Source organism: Kitasatospora sp. NPDC127111 (assembly GCF_042677465.1).
GTDB lineage: Bacteria > Actinomycetota > Actinomycetes > Streptomycetales > Streptomycetaceae > Kitasatospora.
In genome coordinates, this window is sequence record NZ_JBHXTG010000083.1 from 23,686 (window position 1) to 41,063 (window position 17,378).

General features: G+C 73.3%; 19 protein-coding genes. 12 read left to right on the forward strand and 7 right to left on the reverse strand.

What is annotated here, in order from left to right:
- Positions 1 to 105 precede the first annotated feature (105 nt).
- From ACFVHB_RS34235 to ACFVHB_RS34250, 4 genes are all read right to left on the reverse strand, one after another.
- Entirely contained in the window at positions 106 to 789 is a 684-nt protein-coding gene (locus tag ACFVHB_RS34235; RefSeq protein WP_380330005.1) for a DUF6766 family protein, read from the reverse strand.
- An 81-nt stretch (positions 790 to 870) separates the two neighbouring features.
- Positions 871 to 1,290 (reverse strand): hypothetical protein, encoded by a 420-nt coding sequence (locus tag ACFVHB_RS34240; RefSeq protein WP_380330007.1) that lies wholly within the window; start codon positions 1,288 to 1,290, stop codon positions 871 to 873.
- 152 nt (positions 1,291 to 1,442) lie between these two features.
- Positions 1,443 to 1,703 (reverse strand): DUF6296 family protein, encoded by a 261-nt coding sequence (locus ACFVHB_RS34245; RefSeq protein ID WP_380330009.1) that lies wholly within the window; start codon positions 1,701 to 1,703, stop codon positions 1,443 to 1,445.
- Positions 1,704 to 1,706: 3 nt separating this feature from the next.
- Positions 1,707 to 2,048: a hypothetical protein gene (locus ACFVHB_RS34250; RefSeq protein WP_380330011.1), complete on the reverse strand. Its 342-nt coding sequence runs from the start codon at positions 2,046 to 2,048 to the stop codon at positions 1,707 to 1,709.
- 426 nt (positions 2,049 to 2,474) lie between these two features.
- Between ACFVHB_RS34250 and ACFVHB_RS34255 the strand changes: the two genes are divergently transcribed.
- From ACFVHB_RS34255 to ACFVHB_RS34265, 3 genes are all read left to right on the forward strand, one after another.
- Positions 2,475 to 3,512 (forward strand): YihY/virulence factor BrkB family protein, encoded by a 1,038-nt coding sequence (locus tag ACFVHB_RS34255; RefSeq protein WP_380330013.1) that lies wholly within the window; start codon positions 2,475 to 2,477, stop codon positions 3,510 to 3,512.
- A 343-nt stretch (positions 3,513 to 3,855) separates the two neighbouring features.
- Entirely contained in the window at positions 3,856 to 4,260 is a 405-nt protein-coding gene (locus ACFVHB_RS34260; RefSeq protein ID WP_380330015.1) for an STAS domain-containing protein, read from the forward strand.
- Positions 4,261 to 4,268: 8 nt separating this feature from the next.
- Complete coding sequence (locus ACFVHB_RS34265; RefSeq protein WP_380330017.1) at positions 4,269 to 4,502, forward strand: DUF6296 family protein; 234 nt, start codon at positions 4,269 to 4,271, stop codon at positions 4,500 to 4,502.
- Between the two features lie 355 nt (positions 4,503 to 4,857).
- Here the strand turns inward: ACFVHB_RS34265 and ACFVHB_RS34270 are convergent, their stop codons facing one another.
- Positions 4,858 to 5,292 (reverse strand): Hsp20/alpha crystallin family protein, encoded by a 435-nt coding sequence (locus ACFVHB_RS34270; protein ID WP_380330019.1) that lies wholly within the window; start codon positions 5,290 to 5,292, stop codon positions 4,858 to 4,860.
- A gap of 110 nt (positions 5,293 to 5,402) precedes the next feature.
- Between ACFVHB_RS34270 and ACFVHB_RS34275 the strand changes: the two genes are divergently transcribed.
- The 9 genes from ACFVHB_RS34275 to ACFVHB_RS34315 all read left to right on the forward strand — a co-directional run bounded on the left by ACFVHB_RS34275 (position 5,403) and on the right by ACFVHB_RS34315 (position 12,913).
- Positions 5,403 to 6,086, forward strand: coding sequence for a type III effector protein (locus ACFVHB_RS34275; protein ID WP_380330021.1), 684 nt, complete (start codon positions 5,403 to 5,405; stop codon positions 6,084 to 6,086).
- Positions 6,061 to 6,315 (forward strand): hypothetical protein, encoded by a 255-nt coding sequence (locus tag ACFVHB_RS34280; RefSeq protein ID WP_380330023.1) that lies wholly within the window; start codon positions 6,061 to 6,063, stop codon positions 6,313 to 6,315. Before ACFVHB_RS34275 ends, ACFVHB_RS34280 begins: the two co-directional genes overlap by 26 nt.
- A 235-nt stretch (positions 6,316 to 6,550) precedes the next feature.
- On the forward strand, positions 6,551 to 8,602 hold the full coding sequence (locus tag ACFVHB_RS34285) for a SpoIIE family protein phosphatase (RefSeq protein WP_380330024.1): 2,052 nt from the start codon (positions 6,551 to 6,553) through the stop codon (positions 8,600 to 8,602).
- 239 nt (positions 8,603 to 8,841) lie between these two features.
- Entirely contained in the window at positions 8,842 to 9,573 is a 732-nt protein-coding gene (locus tag ACFVHB_RS34290; RefSeq protein WP_380330026.1) for a YqjF family protein, read from the forward strand.
- Positions 9,574 to 9,776: 203 nt separating this feature from the next.
- Entirely contained in the window at positions 9,777 to 10,520 is a 744-nt protein-coding gene (locus ACFVHB_RS34295) for a hypothetical protein (protein WP_380330028.1), read from the forward strand.
- 3 nt (positions 10,521 to 10,523) lie between these two features.
- Positions 10,524 to 11,060 carry a phage holin family protein gene (locus ACFVHB_RS34300; RefSeq protein ID WP_380330029.1) on the forward strand — a complete coding sequence of 179 codons (537 nt, stop codon included), beginning with the start codon at positions 10,524 to 10,526 and terminating at the stop codon, positions 11,058 to 11,060.
- Positions 11,036 to 11,722 carry a DUF3618 domain-containing protein gene (locus ACFVHB_RS34305; RefSeq protein WP_380330031.1) on the forward strand — a complete coding sequence of 229 codons (687 nt, stop codon included), beginning with the start codon at positions 11,036 to 11,038 and terminating at the stop codon, positions 11,720 to 11,722. Before ACFVHB_RS34300 ends, ACFVHB_RS34305 begins: the two co-directional genes overlap by 25 nt.
- A 440-nt stretch (positions 11,723 to 12,162) precedes the next feature.
- Positions 12,163 to 12,366 (forward strand): hypothetical protein, encoded by a 204-nt coding sequence (locus ACFVHB_RS34310; RefSeq protein ID WP_380330033.1) that lies wholly within the window; start codon positions 12,163 to 12,165, stop codon positions 12,364 to 12,366.
- A gap of 67 nt (positions 12,367 to 12,433) precedes the next feature.
- Positions 12,434 to 12,913 (forward strand): DUF5709 domain-containing protein, encoded by a 480-nt coding sequence (locus ACFVHB_RS34315; protein WP_380330039.1) that lies wholly within the window; start codon positions 12,434 to 12,436, stop codon positions 12,911 to 12,913.
- 299 nt (positions 12,914 to 13,212) lie between these two features.
- Here the strand turns inward: ACFVHB_RS34315 and ACFVHB_RS34320 are convergent, their stop codons facing one another.
- Both ACFVHB_RS34320 and ACFVHB_RS34325 read right to left on the reverse strand, forming a co-directional pair.
- Positions 13,213 to 15,984, reverse strand: a complete 2,772-nt coding sequence (locus tag ACFVHB_RS34320) for a hypothetical protein (protein ID WP_380330035.1) — start codon at positions 15,982 to 15,984, stop codon at positions 13,213 to 13,215.
- Positions 15,981 to 17,378, reverse strand: a 1,398-nt coding sequence (locus tag ACFVHB_RS34325) for an ADP-ribosyltransferase (protein ID WP_380330037.1), incomplete at its 5' end; no start/stop codon positions are given. The genes ACFVHB_RS34320 and ACFVHB_RS34325, both read right to left, overlap by 4 nt.

Sequence of the window (17,378 nt, forward strand, 5' to 3'; positions counted from 1 at the left end):
AGATGTTCCAAAATGGAAAATATGGAAATGTTGTCATTCATGTGAAGAGCGCCACGCGCCCGCCGCGGTTCACCGGCCTTCCACGTCCGTTGAGCCGTCCGGTGGTCAGCCTTCGACGCCGGTGGAGGTGTGGGCGGCGCCGACCGGCTTGGACTCCGGGGATCCGCGCTGGCGCAGGTAGACGGCCAGGATCGCCATCGAGGCGACGGCCAGGAGTTCGGACTGCCAGTTCTGCAGGGTGCGGTTCCAGAAGTCCGCGGACAGCACGTAGTCGGACCAGGTGAACGGCGCCTGCCGATCGCGCAGCCGCTCGGCGTTGAACGCGGCGACACCGCTGATCGACTGGGCGAACCACGAGCCGACGAAGAACAGCGCCATCACGATGCCGAGGGAGCGCGAGTACACGGCCCGGCGCACCCCGCTCGCGCGGGCCCAGGCGGGGGATTCGGCGGTGGCGTGCGAGCCGACCTTCTGCTCGCGGTCGGACTCGGTGCCGGCGCGGTCCAGGCTCTTGGATTCCGGGGAGCCGCGCTGCAGCAGCCACACGGTGCCGAAGATGTACAGGAAGAACTGCAGGTACTCGGACTGCCAGTTCTCGGTGACGTCGACAGCGAAGTCGGAGCCGGTCAGGTAGTCGGCGACGCTGACGGGCTGGAGGTCGGCGGCGACCAGCTGGTTGTTGGCCTCGGCGATCCCGGCGGCGGCCTGCCCGACGAGGGTCAGCAGGAACGCGGTGCCGAAGACCAGGGTCAGGCTGTTGTCACGCAGGAACCGGGCCGCCGTGCTCATCGGTGCAGCGCTCCGATGGTGCTGAAGTAGGCGAGCCCTCCGACGACGACGGTGATGAGCAGCGTGAAGAGGGTACGCACGTCAGCTTCCCTTGAGTTCGCAGCGGTAGGGCTTACGGGGTTCGGGCCGGCAGCCCGCGGCGGTGATCTTCCAGCCTTCCGGGAACGCCGACAGGAAGAGGGTGTCCTGGTCCAACACCACGCGGGCCTGCTGGCCGTAGACGTCGACGCGGGAGATGCCCGAGGCCGGGGGGAGGTCGCTGTCGCCGATCGCCTGTTCGCAGCTGCTCTTGACGTTGTCCTCCAGCTCCTGGCGGGTGCCGGGGGCGAGCGCTCGGCACAGGGCGCTGTTGTCCTGCTGCTGGACGGCGGCCTCGAAACGCTGCGCGGCGGCGGCCGCCGCGTCCTCTCGGCTGGTCAGCGACGAGCAGCCGGTCACCAAGGTGACGGCGGCGGCCGCGCCGGCCGCCCAGCCCGGGATCCTTCGGCCTTCCCACGTCATCGGGCCAGTCCACCACGCCGCCCGCAGGTGATCCACGAGGCCCGGCGACAGGTCCACCGGACGGATCACAGCGCCCTCACGGTCGCGTCCGGCCGGGGCGGGGACGGGTTGGGGTCCTCCGCCCTGCCAGGCGGCCCCCGTCGCCAGTGCCGCTAGGGGCAGGACATCTCATGATCCGGGGCGAGCGCGTGGAGGGCGGCCGGGTAGAGACCGCGGCGGAGGAGATGACGGCAGGTCCCGTCGGGGGCGATTTCCACCAGCAGCCGGCCGTCGGTGTCGTGGAAGACCGGGTGTCCGGCGGGGCCCTTCGCACTGGTGGGCGTCACGAGGATGCGCAGTGGTGTCTCGCTGTGGGCGGTCCGCACCGACACCAGGTAACCGTCGGCGGGCGCCTTCGTCGTCGGGGCTGGCATGGCTCAGGCCCCGATCGGCTGGAAGCCCAGGAGCCACTGGAGGGCGCCGGCGGCGCCGCGAGCGAAGGCGCGCTCGGTCCCCGGCCGCCGTTCGTCGCGAGCCCGTTGGATGGCGCGACGCTCCTCGACCGCCAGGTCGATCTCCGCCAGGGGCCCGGTCAGCCGTCGGCCGGTCACCGGTGCCGGCCCGACCGGATCCAGCGCCCACGCGTAGGCGGCCAGCGCCCCTTGCGTGTCACGGTCCGCACGCCGCTCGCACTGCGCGGCCAGTACGGCCGCCCCGGCCGCCACCGCGTCGCGTGGCCGCACCCCGATGAACTCCTCCGCGTGCCGGACGTCGGGCAACGCCTCTCACCTCGCATTCGATGCGCCGCGCCGCTTGTGCTCTCACGGCGGTCGCGGGTCGTGCTGTCGTACCACGGTGTGCGCCGTGACGCCCCCGTCCGGCGTGTCGACCGTTGCCCCGCTTGGGGCGCGCCCTCGACGACCCGGCCCGTCACCCCCGGCCGGTCTTTCCCAGCCTCGGGCAGGCCACGCCTGTCCTCCAGTGGGCGTGCTCCGACCGAGCGCGCGGGCGCGGGCGGCCGCCGCTCCGGTCATGTCACCCGCCAGGCGGCGGGAGCGGAGCCGGCGGGAAGGCGACGGAGGGGCCGACCGACCCCACGGGCCCGAGCGCCGCGCACGTGCTACACGGGGGCTCGGGCTGCGGAGGTCGACGGGTCCGGGCCGACGAATGGGTATCGCCGTGCGAAGCCCGGGCACACGCGGGGCATGACATCCGACCCCAAGTCCCGACCACGGCCCGAGCAGGACGGCGCGGACCATGCGGACCGAGCGGACCGAGCCGCCGTCAGCGGTCCCGCAGGGCCGACCGCCATCCCCAAACGCGGCTGGATCGAGGTCCTCAAACGCACCGGCCGCGAGTTCCTCGCCGACGAGCTGCCCGACCGGGCCGCCGCGCTGACCTACTACGGCGTGCTCGCGATCTTCCCCGCGCTGCTGGTCCTGGTCTCCCTCCTCGGCCTGATCGGAACCGACGCCACCGACACCGTGCTGAACAACGTGCAGGCGCTGGCGCCCGGAGCGGTGCGGGACATCCTGCACAGTGCGATCACCCAGCTCCAGGCCAGCCGCGCCACCGGCGGGATCATCGCCATCCTCGGTCTGGCCGGTGCGCTCTGGTCGGCCTCCGGCTACATCGGCGCGTTCATCCGCGCCGGCAACGCCGTCTACGACATCCGCGAGGGCCGGCCGATGTGGAAGACGACGCCGCTGCGGATCGCCCTGACCCTGGTGACCATGCTGCTGCTGGTGGCCTGCGCGGTGATCGTCGTCTTCACCGGACAGGTCGCGCAGAAGGCCGGCGACGTGCTCGGCATCGGCCACACCGCCCTCACCGTGTGGGGCATCGCGAAGTGGCCGGTCCTCGTCGCGCTGGTCATCCTGATGATCGCCCTGCTGTACTGGGCCGCCCCGAACGTCCGCGGCCGCGGACTGCGGTGGCTCACCCCGGGCAGCGTCCTCGCGGTGCTGCTGTGGATCGCCCTGTCCGCCGGGTTCGCCGCGTACGTCGCCAACTTCGGCTCCTACAACAAGACCTACGGAACCCTCGCCGGCGTCATCGTGTTCCTGGTGTGGCTGTGGCTCACCAACCTCGCCATCCTGCTCGGCCTGGAACTCGACGCCGAACTCGCCCGCGAACAGGCGGTCCGCTCCGGCATGCCGCCCGCCGCCGAACCCTACGTAGAGCCCCGCGACACCCGTACCTGGCCCGACGACACCGACCGACCCGGCGCCCCCGGAGGCTGACCGCAGCCCGGACCCGCGGGGCGTGTCGCGCGCCGCGGGACCACAGCGCGTCGGCCCGCGCCCGCCGGGTGATGCGCACGGCGACGTCCACCGGCCGGGCCGCCGTGGACGCGGTTGACCGGATGCGTCCGCCCGGTGCGAGCGCATGGTGCGGTCGGGCCGGGTACCCCGCGCCGAAGAGGTTTACCCGGGCCGTGGGTCGGTCACACGGTCGGGTGTCCGGCGGGGACCGGTTTGAGCGATCGGCCCCCGCCGGGCCGCCCTGCGGAGGCGGGGCGTGGGACGGGCCGGACCGGGCAGGCTCGGAGGCGGACAGCTTCCCTCAGGCGAGGAGGGGCCGCTCGTGTCCACCGGAAACAGCTCCCGTTCCCGCACCCCCGGCGCGCTCGCGCCGCTGCTGCGGATCACCGCCTTCACCGCCCCCGGCCAGGCAGTGGTCGTACGTCTCGACGGCGAGGCGGCCCCCGACCGGCGCCGCCGCCTGGATGCGGCCCTCAGCCGCATGGTGGCCCTGCGCCCGGCCCGTCTGGTCGTCGACCTCGCCGGACTGGCCTACTGCGACACCACCTCCCTGGACGCCCTGCTCGGCGCCCGGGCCGCCGCCCAGGCCGCCGACGTCGAGCTGCTGCTGGCCTCCCCCACCGCCCAGGCACGCCGGCTGCTGGAGAGCACCGGCCCCGAGGAGCTGTTCACCATCCGCGACAGCGTGCTCGCCGCCCTCGGCGACACCCCCGCCGGAACCGGGTGAGACGGGCCATGGACACCCCACGGCGGTACGCGGTCACCCTGCCCGGCGCCCCCGGCGGCCACGCCCCACCGGAGGTCGTCGTCGTCCACGCCACCGGAGAGACCAGCGCCGACGGCGTACCGGTCTACGCGGATGCGGAGGGCACCTTCCGGGTGGAGATCAGCGGCGAGGTCGCCCGGCCGCTCGCCGTGGCGTCGGGGCCAGGCCGGCACACCTGCCTTCACGCCGTGCCGCTGCCCTGACCGGTTCCTCGGCGACCGGGTTCCTCAGCCCGGGCGGCAGGACATCCGGCGGAGCGCTCCTCGCCGGTGACCGGGAACCCGAGCAGGGCGAGGACGGCATCGAACGTGCGCTCGGCCTCGTCGTCGCCGGGTGGCGGCCGGGGGTGCGGACCTGCCGGACCGGATGGCGTTGCCGGTCATGGCGGTGGCCTCCCGCGACGGCCGCGGGTGCAGGACGCCCACCAGCGCGGAGTCACCGCGGGGTGCCCTCCGATCACGGCCGGGGCGTCGGAGAAGGTCGGCGGGTCGGGGGGGTGTTCCGGCCGCCCCCGCGGGGGGAGAGATCAGGGGCGGCGCGGAACGTCAGGGGGAAGGGTCAGGCCTGGATCTGCTTGCGGTCGCCCTTGTGGCTGATCGCGATCTTGCGGGGCTTGGCCTTCTCCGCGACCGGGATCTTCAGGGTCAGCACACCGGCGTCGTAGTCGGCGGTGATCCCCGCGGGGTCGAGCGTGTCGGAGAGCATGACCTGCCGGGAGAAGACGCCGAGCGGACGCTCGGACAGCTCCCACTTCACGCCCTCGCCCTGACGGTGCGGGCGGCGTTCGGCCTTGACGGTCACCGTGTTCCGCTCGACGTCGATGTCGATCGCCTCAGGGTCCACGCCGGGCAGGTCGAAGGAGATCACGTACTCGTCGTCGGTGCGGTAGGCGTCCAGCGGCATCGGGGTCGGCCGCGACCACGTGCCGGTCGTGTTGAGGAACCCCTGGGTCAGACGGTCCAGCTCGCGGAACGGGTCGGTGCGCATCAGCATCGCGAAACACCTCCACTGATCGATGGGTGCCAGTGCGCTTCACCTGAGAACCGTTGTAACACGTCATCCATCCGATGACAAATACCGGACGTCGTCCGTAGAATGACGGCATGACCCCGAAGCCACCCAAGCGCCCGAAGCCCGACAACGGCCCCGAACCGGTGTCGTTCCTCGCCGCCGTCGCGGCGCTCACCGCCATCGACGACGCCGTCCGCACCGCCCACACCCCCGCCGCCGCGTCACCGGCTCCCCGGGAAGACGGCGCCGAGCAGGCCCTGGCCGCCCTGGTACTGCTGCGGGAACTGCGCGCCCAGCTCGCCGACTGGGAGGCCCCGCTGGTGGAGACCGCCCGCGCCGCCGGCGCCACCTGGGCCGACCTCGCCCGCCCCATGGGGGTCGCCAGCCGCCAGGCCGCCGAGAACCGCTACCTGCGCCTGCGCCCGGCCGGCAGCACCTCCGCCGACCCCGAGACCGGTGCCGAGCGGGTCAAGGCGGTGCGCGACCGGCGCGCCGCCGAGCGCGCCGTCACCGCCTGGGCCCGCGACCACGCCGCCGACCTGCGCGTCCTCGCCGCCCAGATCACCGCCGCCCCCGGCCTCGCGCCCCGGGCCCGCCCCGCGCTCGCCGCGCTCACCGCCGCCCTCGGCGCCACCGACCCGGCCGATCTCATAACGCCCCTGACCGGCATGCGGCCGCATCTGGGTGCCGGCCATCCCGACCTCGCCGCCCGCCTCGACGACCTCAGCGACCGCACCGACCGCCTCCGCCATGACAGCGACCAACGACGCGCCTGACCCCCTCACCGCCGCCGAACACCGCTGGCAGCACATCGAAGACCGGCTCGCCGCCCTTGAGCACCGGATCCGGTGGCGGAGCAGCGCCGCACTCGGCGCCCTCGACACCCACCTCGCCCGCCTCGAAGCCCTGCGCCACAGCCTCGCCACCCAGCCCTGGCCTCCGCGGACCAGCCCAGGCCCGCCGGCCGGTGATCTCCGTCCGGGAGGTGCCGTCCGCCCCGGGTGACGTGCATGACGCCGTCGGAGAGCACGACGAGGTGGTCGACGCCGAGATCGTCGACGTCGACGACCGGAGCGGCCGAAGCGCCACCTGACCACCGGGCTCCGACGGGCGAGGCGGCGTCCCGCCCGTCGGCTCCGTGCCGGGCGCCGGCCCCCTGGGCCGCCGGCGCCCGGTGGCGGACGATGGAAGGACCGGAAGGCGCCCCGAAGCCGACTGACGGGCGATGGAGGTGGTGGCGATGGCACACCGGCTCGGCCCGGCGGACGCCGCGATGGCGGCGGGCGCACTGCTGGACGTCCTCGGGGTGGCGGCCGTCGTCCTCGACGAGCAGGGCCGCATCGCCCTGTGGAGCCCGCCCGCCGAGGACCTCTTCGGCTACTCCTGCGAGGAGGCCCTCGGCCGCGAGGCCGCACGGCTGCTGGCGGTGGAGGACGGACGCCGCGCGCAGGCGCAGGAGGCGTTCGCCCGGGTGATGGCCGGCGAAGGCACCTGGGCCGGCGCGTTCCCCGTCCGGCACAAGGACGGCCACACCATGCTGGTCGAGTTCCGCAACACCCGCCTCCAAGCCGCCTCCGGCACCTGGTACGCCCTGGGCATCGCCGCCCCGCGCGAGACCGTGCGGCGCCTGGAACGCGACCTGGCCCTGGCGGCGCGCATCGTCCACCAGGCGCCCATCGGACTGGCGGTGCTGGACGAGGACCTGCGCTACGTCCTGGTGAACCCCGCCCTGGAGAAGATCAACGGCGTGTCCGCCGACGAGCACCTGGGCCGCACCCCGCACGAGGTCCTGCCGCACCTCGACGTCGCGGCGATCGAGGACCGGATGCGCCAGGTGCTGGCCACCGGCCGGCCGGTGCTGGAGGAGTTCACCGTCGGCCACATGCCGCACGACAACCGCACCCACGCCTGGACCTCGTCGTTCTACCGCCTGGAGGACCAGCGGCAGCGGGTGACGGGGCTGGCCATCTCCGTCATCGACGTCACCGAGTCCTACGAGCAGTCCCTCGCCGCCGCCCGGGCGAGGCGGCGCCTGTCGCTGATCGCCGACGCCTCGATCCGGGTCGGCACCACCCTCGACCTGCCCACCACCGCCCGCGAGCTCGCGGAGGTGACCGTGCCGGAAGTGGCTGACATCGCCGCGGTCGACCTGCTGGACGCCGCCCTGCCGGGCGCGACGACCCGCGCGGACGACGGGCCCGCCCGGTTCCGCGCGATGGCGATCAAGGCCGCGCACCCCACTCCGGCGACCGAGGCCGCCGATCCGATCGGCGAGGTCACCCGCTACCACCCCCACCGGCTGGTCACCCAGGCCGCCGTCGGCGGGCACCCTGTTCTCGTCCCCCGTGTCACCGCCGCGGACCTGACCCGGATCGCCCGCGACGAGACCGCCGCCCACCTCCTCGCCGAAGCCGGCGTCCACTCCTACCTGGCCGTCCCCCTCATCGCCCGTGGCCAGGTCCTCGGCGCCCTCGACCTCAAACGCACCAGGACGCCCGCCCCGTTCGACCAGGACGACGTGCTGCTCGCCACCGAACTCGCCGCTCGCGCCGCCGTCGCCATCGACAACGCCCGCTGGTACCAGCACCAGCGCCAGGCCACCCTGGCCCTTCAGCGTCACCTCCTGCCGCCGCAGCACGCACCCCACCCGCCGGGCCTGGCCATCGCCCACCGCTACCAGCCCGCCAGCGCCACCGACGAGACCGGCGGGGACTGGTTCGACTCCATCCCCGTCGACGGCTCGCGCACCCTGCTGGTCGTCGGCGACGTCATGGGATCGGGCATCAACGCGGCCGCCACCATGGGACAGCTGCGCACCACCACCCGCGCCCTGGCCCGCCTCACCTCGGACCCGGCCGACCTCCTCACCCACCTCGACGCCACCACCCGCGATCTCGGCGACGCCATGGCCACCTGCCTGATCGCCCTCTACGACCCCGCCACCGGCCGCTGCCGCCTCGCCTGCGCCGGGCACCCACCACCCGTTCTCGCCCGCCCCGGCCACACCCCCCGCCCCGTCCGCCTCGATCCCGGCCCGCCCCTCGGCGTCGGGGGCCTGCCCTTCCCCACCCGCGAGCTCACCCTGCGCACCGGCGACGAGCTCGTCCTCTACACCGACGGCCTCATCGAAGTCCGCGACCAGGACATCGACCAACGGCTGCAAACCCTCACCGACGTCCTCGCCGGCCCACGCCGGCCCCTGGAGGACACCTGCGACCTCCTGCTCACCGCCCTGCGCCGCCCCGAGAACCAGGACGACGTCGCCCTCCTCATCGCCCGCGCCGTGCCGTGAGCGCATCGAACCACGAGACCCTCAGCCGCCACCCGCTGCCCTTGCCGCTCTCCGTGCCCGAGGACCTGGGGCGACCTTGCGCCTCCGGGGTCACCGCGCCGACCGACGGGCTCCATCGTCAAGGCTCCCGGCTCCCTGACCCCGTGGTGGATCCCTCACGTCCCGCGCACCCGCCTCCCTTCGTGACGCGCCGCGCACCGCCGGCGTGAGGACACCCGGCCCCGGGCAGACGCGACGACATGACGACGCGCTCTCCTGACCAGCGGATCGCCTTCCCCGCCCTCAGCATGCAGTGGCTGGACATGGCGTTCGTCCACTGGGCCTACCCGCCCGACGCCATCCAGCGGATGCTTCCCCTCGGCCTGGCGGTCGACCGGTACGCGGATCTGGCCTGGGTCGGTCTCACGCCGTTCACCATGGCGAAGGTCCGGGCGGGCGGTCGTCTACCGCTCCCAGGGGAGACCTTCCCCGAGACGAACCTGCGCACGTACGTCCGCGGCCCGCGCGGACGCGACGGACTCTGGTTCTTCTCCCTCGACACCACCCACCTCCTCCTCACCCTCGCCGCCAACGCCCTGCTGGGCGCGCCCTACCGGCCCGCCCGGCTGAAGGCCGACGAGACCGGCACCGGCAGGACCGACACGGCCGACGGGCGGATCGTCTACCTCGGCCGACGAACGGGCGGAAGGGCCGCCTACCGGATCGCCCTGCGCCCCGGACCGGCGCTGGTGGCCGCCGACCTGGAGCTCTGGCTGACCTCCCGCTGGCGCGCCTACACCCGCCACTTCGGCTTGCTGTGGGAGACACCGGTGGAGCACGAGCCATGGCCGCTGCGGAGCACCACCGACGTGACGGTCGTCCAGAACATGACCGCCGCCGCGGGCCTGCCCGACCCGGCGAGCCCGCCGCTCGTCCACTTCTCGGAGGGCGTGCGGCGCGTGCGCCTGGGAGTGACACGGCCCGCCGGGTGACGGGTGTGAGCCGGCGCCAGCAACGGGCGCATCAGGCGGGCCGTCCGTCGGCCCTGTCGAGCGCGGCAAGCCGGTACGGCCGGTGCGGCCGGTGCGGCGGCCGGCGCGGCAGGACACGAGGAACCCGCGTTCGGTGTCGGAACGGTCGGGCGGGGCAGGCGCAGCCGTGAACGACGATCCGATCATCATCGCGAGGAGGAGTCTTGAACGTCGACACAGGCCCGGCCGTACCGGGCCGGGAAAGCGACACGGGCGTACTGAGCACGGCGACCCAGACCGTGAAGTCGAAGGCCGGCGAGGGCGCGGAAATCGTGGCGGACAACGCGGCTGAGGTGGCGGCGGCCGTCAAGGAGCAGGCCGGGCAGGTGGTCGGCGAAGCCGCCGCGCAGGCTCGGGACCTCCTCGCTGAAACCCGCGACCGGGCACGGGAGCAGGCGAACACACAGACCCGCAGGCTGGCGCAGAACGTGCGGCGCCTGGCACAGGAGCTCCAGGACATGGCCGGACACGGCACGCCGGGCTCCACCGCGACGGCCGCGGTGGAACAGATCGCGGACGGCGGCCGCCGCGTCGCCGATCACCTGGACGATCGCGGGCCCGACGGCCTGCTGGAGGACGTGCAGGATCTCGCGCGCCGCCGCCCCGGGCTGTTCCTGGCCGGAGCAGCACTCGCCGGCTTCGCCCTCGGCCGCACGGGCAGAGGCGTCGCCGCCGGCTCCCCCGCGTCCCGCGCCGGGTCCCCCACGTCACCACCGCGTGGCACCGGCGACGGACAGCGGACGCCGGCGCCGATGACGCCGCCGCACGGTGGTGCCGGTTCCTCGCCGATGGGTTCGGCTGCCGGACCGTACCAGGCCTACGGGGAGTCCCAGCCCCCGCACCTGACCCCCGCCTACGGCGAAGACGCCGGCAGCCGGCGACCGCGGCCGCCGATCACGGAGAGCTGAGCCATGGCACTCTCGTACTCCGACCGCACCCCCGCCACACCGGGCACCCCGGCCACACCGGGCACCCCCGCCACACCGGGCACCCCGGCCGGCGCGGAGCCGGCGGGCCCGCCCCCGTCCTACCCACCCTTCCCCGCGGCCCCCGCGCCCGGGACACCGGCCGTCTCCCCGTCACTCGGGGACCTGATCAGCGACATCACCGACGACCTCGGCCAACTCGTCCGCAACGAGATCGAGCTCGCCAAAGCGGAAGTCAAACAGGAGGCCACCAAGGCCGCCAAGGCGTCCGGCATGCTCGGCGGCGCGGGCTACGCCGGCCACCTGGTGCTCCTGCTGGGCAGCCTGACAGTGGTCTTCGCGCTCGGCAACGTCATGAACCTCGCCTGGGCCGCGCTCCTGGTCACCGCGGTGTGGGCCACCGTCGGGACCGTGCTCTACACCGCGGGCCGCAGGCGTTTCAAGGAACTCCGGCTCACTCCCGAACAGACGCTGGAAACCCTCAAGGAGGACGCCGCATGGGCCCGACACCCGATCAGCTGAGAGAACAGATCGAAACCCGGCGCGCGCACCTGGCGCACAACGTCGACCGGCTGGCCGACAGGATCACCCCCAGCAAGGTGGCACACCGCAAGGTCGACGCCGCCCAGCGGAGGCTGACCGGAATGAAGGAGCGAGTGATGGGCACCGCACACGACACCGCCGACACCACCCGCGGCGTCGCCGGCAGCGGCACGGACAAGGCCGCGCAACTGCGCGACGCCGCCATGGACACCGCCGCCCGCGTCGGGTCCACCGCGAAGGACACCGCCACCGGCATCGGCGACACCGTCCAGCAGGCGCCTGCCCAGATCCGCCGGCAGACCCAGGGCAGCCCCCTGGCCGCCGGCATCATGGCCTTCGGCGCAGGACTGCTCGCCGCAGCGCTCCTGCCCTCCAGCAAGGCCGAAGCCCGGGCCGGCGCCACCCTGCGCGAGCACGCCGACCAGGTCCTCGAACCCGCCAAGCAGGCCGCCATGAGCGCCGCCCACGACCTACAGGACGAGCTGCGGGAACCCGCGGCGCAAGCCCTGGAGGCCGTGAAGTCCACCGCCCAGGACGCCGTCCAAGCCGGCAAGGAGGTCACCCAGGACGCGGGCCAGCAGACCGCCCACGACCTGAAGAACACCGGGCAGGAGGCGATCCAGGACATCCGCCAGCCATGACACCGTCCCGGGGGGCGCCGCGCGCCGAGTACGCCGCGGGCCCCCCTCGGCGTGGGGTCGCGGGCCCCCGGTGTCGGCCTCGTCACCGGCGGGAGACCAGGACCGGGCCGTCGCGTTCGGCAGCGCCGTCGGCGCTCCTGTCACGGCGGCGCCCTCTCGTGGTCGCCGGGCCACCGGCGTCCCTGGCCCTACCCCGTACGGCCACCGGAGTCCACCCGGCGCCCCCGCGACGCGCTCCAGGAAAGCGTCCTGCGGGAGCGGTCCGTGTCTCGTGCAGGACCTGCCCACCCGCTCATCCGGGTTCGGCCGCTATGCCCAGGCCTTCATGGCGGCGGTGAAAGCGGTGTGGCCAGGTCCGAGTGGTTTCGCCGCGGCTGGGCGGGTACGCGCTGGGACGCGGTCCGGGGCATCGCCCGGACCCAGGCGGACGAGGAGGAGCCGTGGAGGACGTCCCGCAGGGCGGAGCCGGTGGCGTTCCGCTCGACGACACGGACCAGAAGCACCCGATCCACCCGCCCGCGGGCGACGGTGAACCGAACGCCGCTGAGGAGGGCGGCGCAACCACCGCCGAGCCCGGCAGGAGCCGGCGCCTCGACCCGCAGGAGGCCACCGAGGGGGAGGACGAACAGCCGACCGAGAGCTGAGGACGGCGGACCCGCACGGAGCGGCGCGAGGTCGACGGAGAGGCGTGGGGACATGAGCGACCAAGCCATGGGTGACCGAGCCATGGGTGACGACGTGTACCAGCCGACCGGGAACATGGAGGAGCAGGCGGACGCGGCACCCCTGGACCTGGAGGACGCGGTGGACGAGCGCGACTACGACGCCCTGCTCGACGAGGGCTACTCGCCGCCGGAAAGGCCTCTGGGCGTCGGCAAGGTGGGGGTGACGGCCGCCGAGCAGCGGGACGGCGAGACGCTGGACCAGCGGCTCGCCCAGGAGGAGCCCGACGTCCTGCCCGAGGAGGGTGACGGAATCGGCGACCTGGCCGAGGGAGAGGGCGAGCCGGTGGATCCGCAGAGCACGGGCACCCGCCGCGCCGGGCGGCTGGTGGCCCCCGACGAGGGCGCCCGGGCCCACACGCACAAGGGCCTGGTCGCATCCGACGTCGGCATCGACGGCGGCGCCGCCGGCGCGGAAGAGGCCGCAGTGCACGTCATCCCGGACGGACGGGACGAGACCGCCCCATAGCGCCCGGCCCTGCCGGACGTGCGCCACTCGCAACGCGCTCCGGACCCGGCCCGGGCCCTCGCGTAGCGCGGCGAAGACCGGGACGGGGAGCGGGCGTTGAAGGCCGTGACGCGGACGACGCGCCGCCCGTGCGGCTCATGGCGGCCATCGCCGGTGCCACCCACGGACCACGAAGGCCTGCCGGCTGTTGATTGGTGGCTGGAATCCCGACGGCGCCCGGTGTCGGCCCAACGGGTGCGAGCGGGCGGTCTCCAGGGCGGCGAGCAGATTGTCGGTACTGGACTCACCCATGGCGGTGATCAGGTGAGCTCCACCGCGAGGACGCTATCGGCGAGTGCGATGCACACCTGGCCGTCCGACGTGACGGTGAGGTCGCACACGGGACGGCCGAGGCGCAGGTCGACGGGGTCGGCGCCGGCGGGACCGTGAAGGCGGAGCCGGACCAGGCCGTCGGACCACGCAGCGGCGGTGAGCAGGCCCCTCGGTGTGCCGGCGGCGGACACCGCTGCCACGTGGTGGGGGCGGGCGTCCACGCAGAAGGGGTCGGGGCCGGAGTGCGGCCAGTGCCAGACGGTGCCGTCGGTGCCGCCGCTGATCTGGAGGAGCTCGCCGTTCTCGGAGGTGAGGTCGACCGCGGTGACCGGGCCGCGGTGGAGGCTCTTATGGGAACGGAGGCCGCCTTCGGTGCGAATGTAGGAGACATCGCCGCTGTCGTCACCGAGGGCAACGACCTGGCCGCTGGCGCCCTGGGCCACGGCAGCCGCGGTGAGAGCGTCTCGTGTGCGACGGGTGATGCCGTCGAGGATCGTGCCCAGGCGGTCGCCGGGTGCTTCTCCGGTCGGCGGCACCGTGGTTACCGAGCCGTTCCGGCCGAGCAGAACCAGGGCGCCGTCGTCGCCTATGAGGAGGGAGGCGTGGTGGCCATCGGGGAGGCGGAGCGGGTCCACCTGCGGGCTGGGCGCGCCGGTGCGCGGATCCCGGAAGCGCAGAATACCGGTCGTGCCGGAGGAGAGGTGCTCACTGTACGCGACGTGCCCGCGGTAAGGACCGCGTCCGCGCACGAGGTGCCGGACGCGGCCGGTGCCGGGCCGGTGCGACCAGCGGGCCCGCCATCGCTGGCCCGAGATCGCCGCGAGTGCGTCGGCGGCCGGCTGGTGGCGGCCTGCCGCATAGGTGTGGAGTGCCGCCGCGCGATCGGCCGGTGTGACAGCGGTCGTGCAGGCCGGACCCGCAAGGTCCCACGCTTCAGCGAGCAGCGCGCTTCCGTCGCTCGCGGTGGAGCCCTCCCTCGCACGGGTGCGCTCGAAGGCGGCCGTCACGGCGGCCGGGTCGGCATGGACCAAAACGACGGGGTTGCCCAGGAGCTGGTCGGCGAATCCGGCCAGTACGCTGTGCCGCAGGAGGATACCCACGACCACCGGGTCCGCCTGGGCGAGGTCGGGCCGGCCGTTGCCCAGGAGCGGGACGGTCTCGGCGACGGCCCGCGCCAGTGCGGCGTGGTCGGCCGGCGGGCGAACAGCGGTGACGAGATCCGCGACCGGCTGAGGTGCCAGCCGCCACAGGGCGTGGACGCCGTCAGCCGGCGGAACAAGGCGCGCAACCGCACGGTGAACCGTGTCGATGCCGCCGGCCCCGGGTAGGGCGGCCCAGGTGGCGAGGGTGACAGGACGTCCTGCGTCGGCCAGGGCGATGACGGCCGACCGTTCGTTCTCGGGTAGCGCGAGCCACCACGCTTCGGCGAGTGTGATCGTCTGGTCCGACGCACTGGGGGCCGGGATGCGAACCGCGAGGTGGGCCAGACCCGGGTTCGGGTAGACCAGGTCGGCATCTACCGGTGTTCCGCCCAGGCCGGCGCACCAAGCGGCGAATCGGACGCGATCGGTCCATCGGGGATCGTCCAGGTCGAGGACGGCGGCCCGAGGGTCAGCGGCGTGCAGGGCAGCCGCGGCCGGACTGCCGGAGGCGCATTCCACCACCAACCGGATCCACGGGATGCGCGCCAACGGGGCGAGCAAGCCAGTGGCGATCCGCTCGGGCGCGTCCGGCACCAAGTCGCCGCCGGCCCGGTCCAGGTCGGTGACGACGATGGTGCGCGGATGTCCGTCCTGCAGCGCCTCCAGCAGCTCCTCCGGGCTCCCTGCGACCAGGCCGAGCCGTGCGGCCAGCAACCAGGTCGCGCTGCGCAGGGTGAGGCCGTCGGCGGGCACGGTGGCGTGCACCCGGCGGTCCGGGTGAGGGCTTGCGGACGGGCAGACGGCCGCGAGCCAGGTGAGCAGGTGGGTGCGGCCGCTGCCGGAGGAGCCGGCGACCCGGCACAGCCGCGGCGCACGGGCGTCCGCCAGCCAGTCGAGCAGCGCCCGGCCGGCCGCGCGGCGGCCTGCTTCGAGCGCCGACACCGCGCTCATGGCGGCGGGCTCCGCGGCCGGTTCGACCGGCTGCCCGTAGGCGGGATTGTGCCAGAACCGCAGGACACGGCCCTGGGTGTCGGTCTGCCAGGCACCGGCGACCGCATGCACGGGGACCCGACCGGCCGGGTCGTACCCCTCGTCGACCTGATAGAGCCATCCACCGCCCGCGCGGGCAGCCTCGGACCGTTCGGCACTCAGCGGCGGATCGGAACGCCAGCCGCCCGGCTTGGCCGGCTCTCCGACTGGCATGCCGTGGGTCGCGAGTTCGGCGAGCCAGGTGAGACTGGGTGCCGTCGCCCGTGAATCGGGCAGGATGCGGCCCGATAGCCGGGTACCGGGCTCGGACATCAGCTCATGCACGGCCTGGGACGGCGTGAGGCCACGGGCCCTGGCACGTCGTAGCTTGTCGTTCCAGAAGATGGCGGCGTTCTCATTGGGTAGCTGCTGCCACCATTCGAAGCCAGCCGCGTCGTCCTCGTCACAGAACCAGATCAGACCCGTCGGATACTCATCCTCGTAGAAGGTGACGAAGAACTCGACGGGCTTGTCCGTGGTCCGGTTGTACCGGGGCAGTGAGCTGACCAGTTTGAACTGCAGGTCCGTGTTGAGACGTGGGTTGATGTGTGGTGCGCTCACCGACTGCTCGTTTCCGTCGTTGGTCATCCCAGGACCCTGCCGAAGACATGATATTGAGTGCCGACCTGGATGACGCGGTCCACCTGCCACACCAGGCCCCTGCCGAGAAGCACCTCGCGCTCGGAGTTGCCCGCCTGGCCGATTTTCTCCACCCACAGGCCGGGCGTGCCTTCCGGTACCACAAGGTGCAGGACACCTTGCTTGCCGCCGTAACTGCTGGGCAGCTCACCGATCGCGGTGGACATGTAGCCGTCCTCGACGAACTGGTGGCCTGCCATGTCCATCGGGTTTTCAAAGCCCAGATGTCCCAGGTCGGTCCCGCGGCCGACAACGATGTCTTCGGGGACTTTCTGGGCTTCAAGGGCTTTGTCGAGCTGAGGAATCAACCGATTGGCCTCGGGCGTCGCGGGAGCGGTGCCGCGCAGGGCTCCGTTGATATCCCCGTCGGAGCCCCACGTGTACTTCGACACCGCCTCTTTCTGCTCGGCCGGGAGCCTCTCCGCGACGTCGTTCCAGGTCTTCGCCCCGAACTCCTTGGCATCGATGTCGTCGAAGAAGTCCCTGGCTCTCCCCGCAAGGTCGCGTTCGGCGGCCCGAACCTCCACCAACTGGCTGTCGCGTAGGGCCGCGGCCGCAGGATCGTAGCCCTTCGGAAGAAAGCCTTCCAGCGCTTTCACGACCGGAGGTTGAGGTGGCTGCGCGGCTGGCTCGGGAGAGTGCGGCTGTGGTGCTGGTGCCTCCACCGGGTGCGGGGTGGGTTGGTGAACGACAGCGCCGTCGGCGCCGACCGTGCTCTCGGACGGCTTGAAGCTCCAGGCATCCGGGAGTCCCGCTGGCTCGGTCGGCGCGGCCTCCTTGGCAGCCTTCTCGGCCGCTTCCTTGGCCGCCTTCGCCGCGGCCTCCTTGGCCGATCTCTCCGCCGCCTCCTTGGCGGTCTTCTCGGCGGCTTCCTGGGCGGCCTTCTTGGCGGCGTTTTCGGCGACGGCGACGGCTTCGCGTTCGGCGACGGTGGCGGCGGTGCCACCACCTCCGGTGCCGGCGCCGATCAGGAAGTTGCCGACGAGCTTGCCGCCCGCCTCGGACGGGTCGTTGCCCCAGCCGCTGCCGACCAGGCCCTTGAGCAGGTCGACGGGGTGGTCACCGGCCTGGATCAGGCCGGCGGTGGTCGTCGACAGGCCTTCGAGGTACTGGGCGGGGTGGGTGAGGTTGTACGGGTCGTAGGGATTGAGCGAGCGGCCGAGCTTGAGCAGGTCGGTACCGCTCTTGATCAGACCGCCGGTGAAGTGCTCGTTCATCACCGGCACGGCCATCAAGCCGTCCTTCACCTCGGCCTTGAGGATCTGCATCTTGCTCGGCATGTTCGGCGCCGTCTGCACCAGCGCGGCGATCGCCGCGGTGGCGGTACGGGCGGCGGAGTCCCG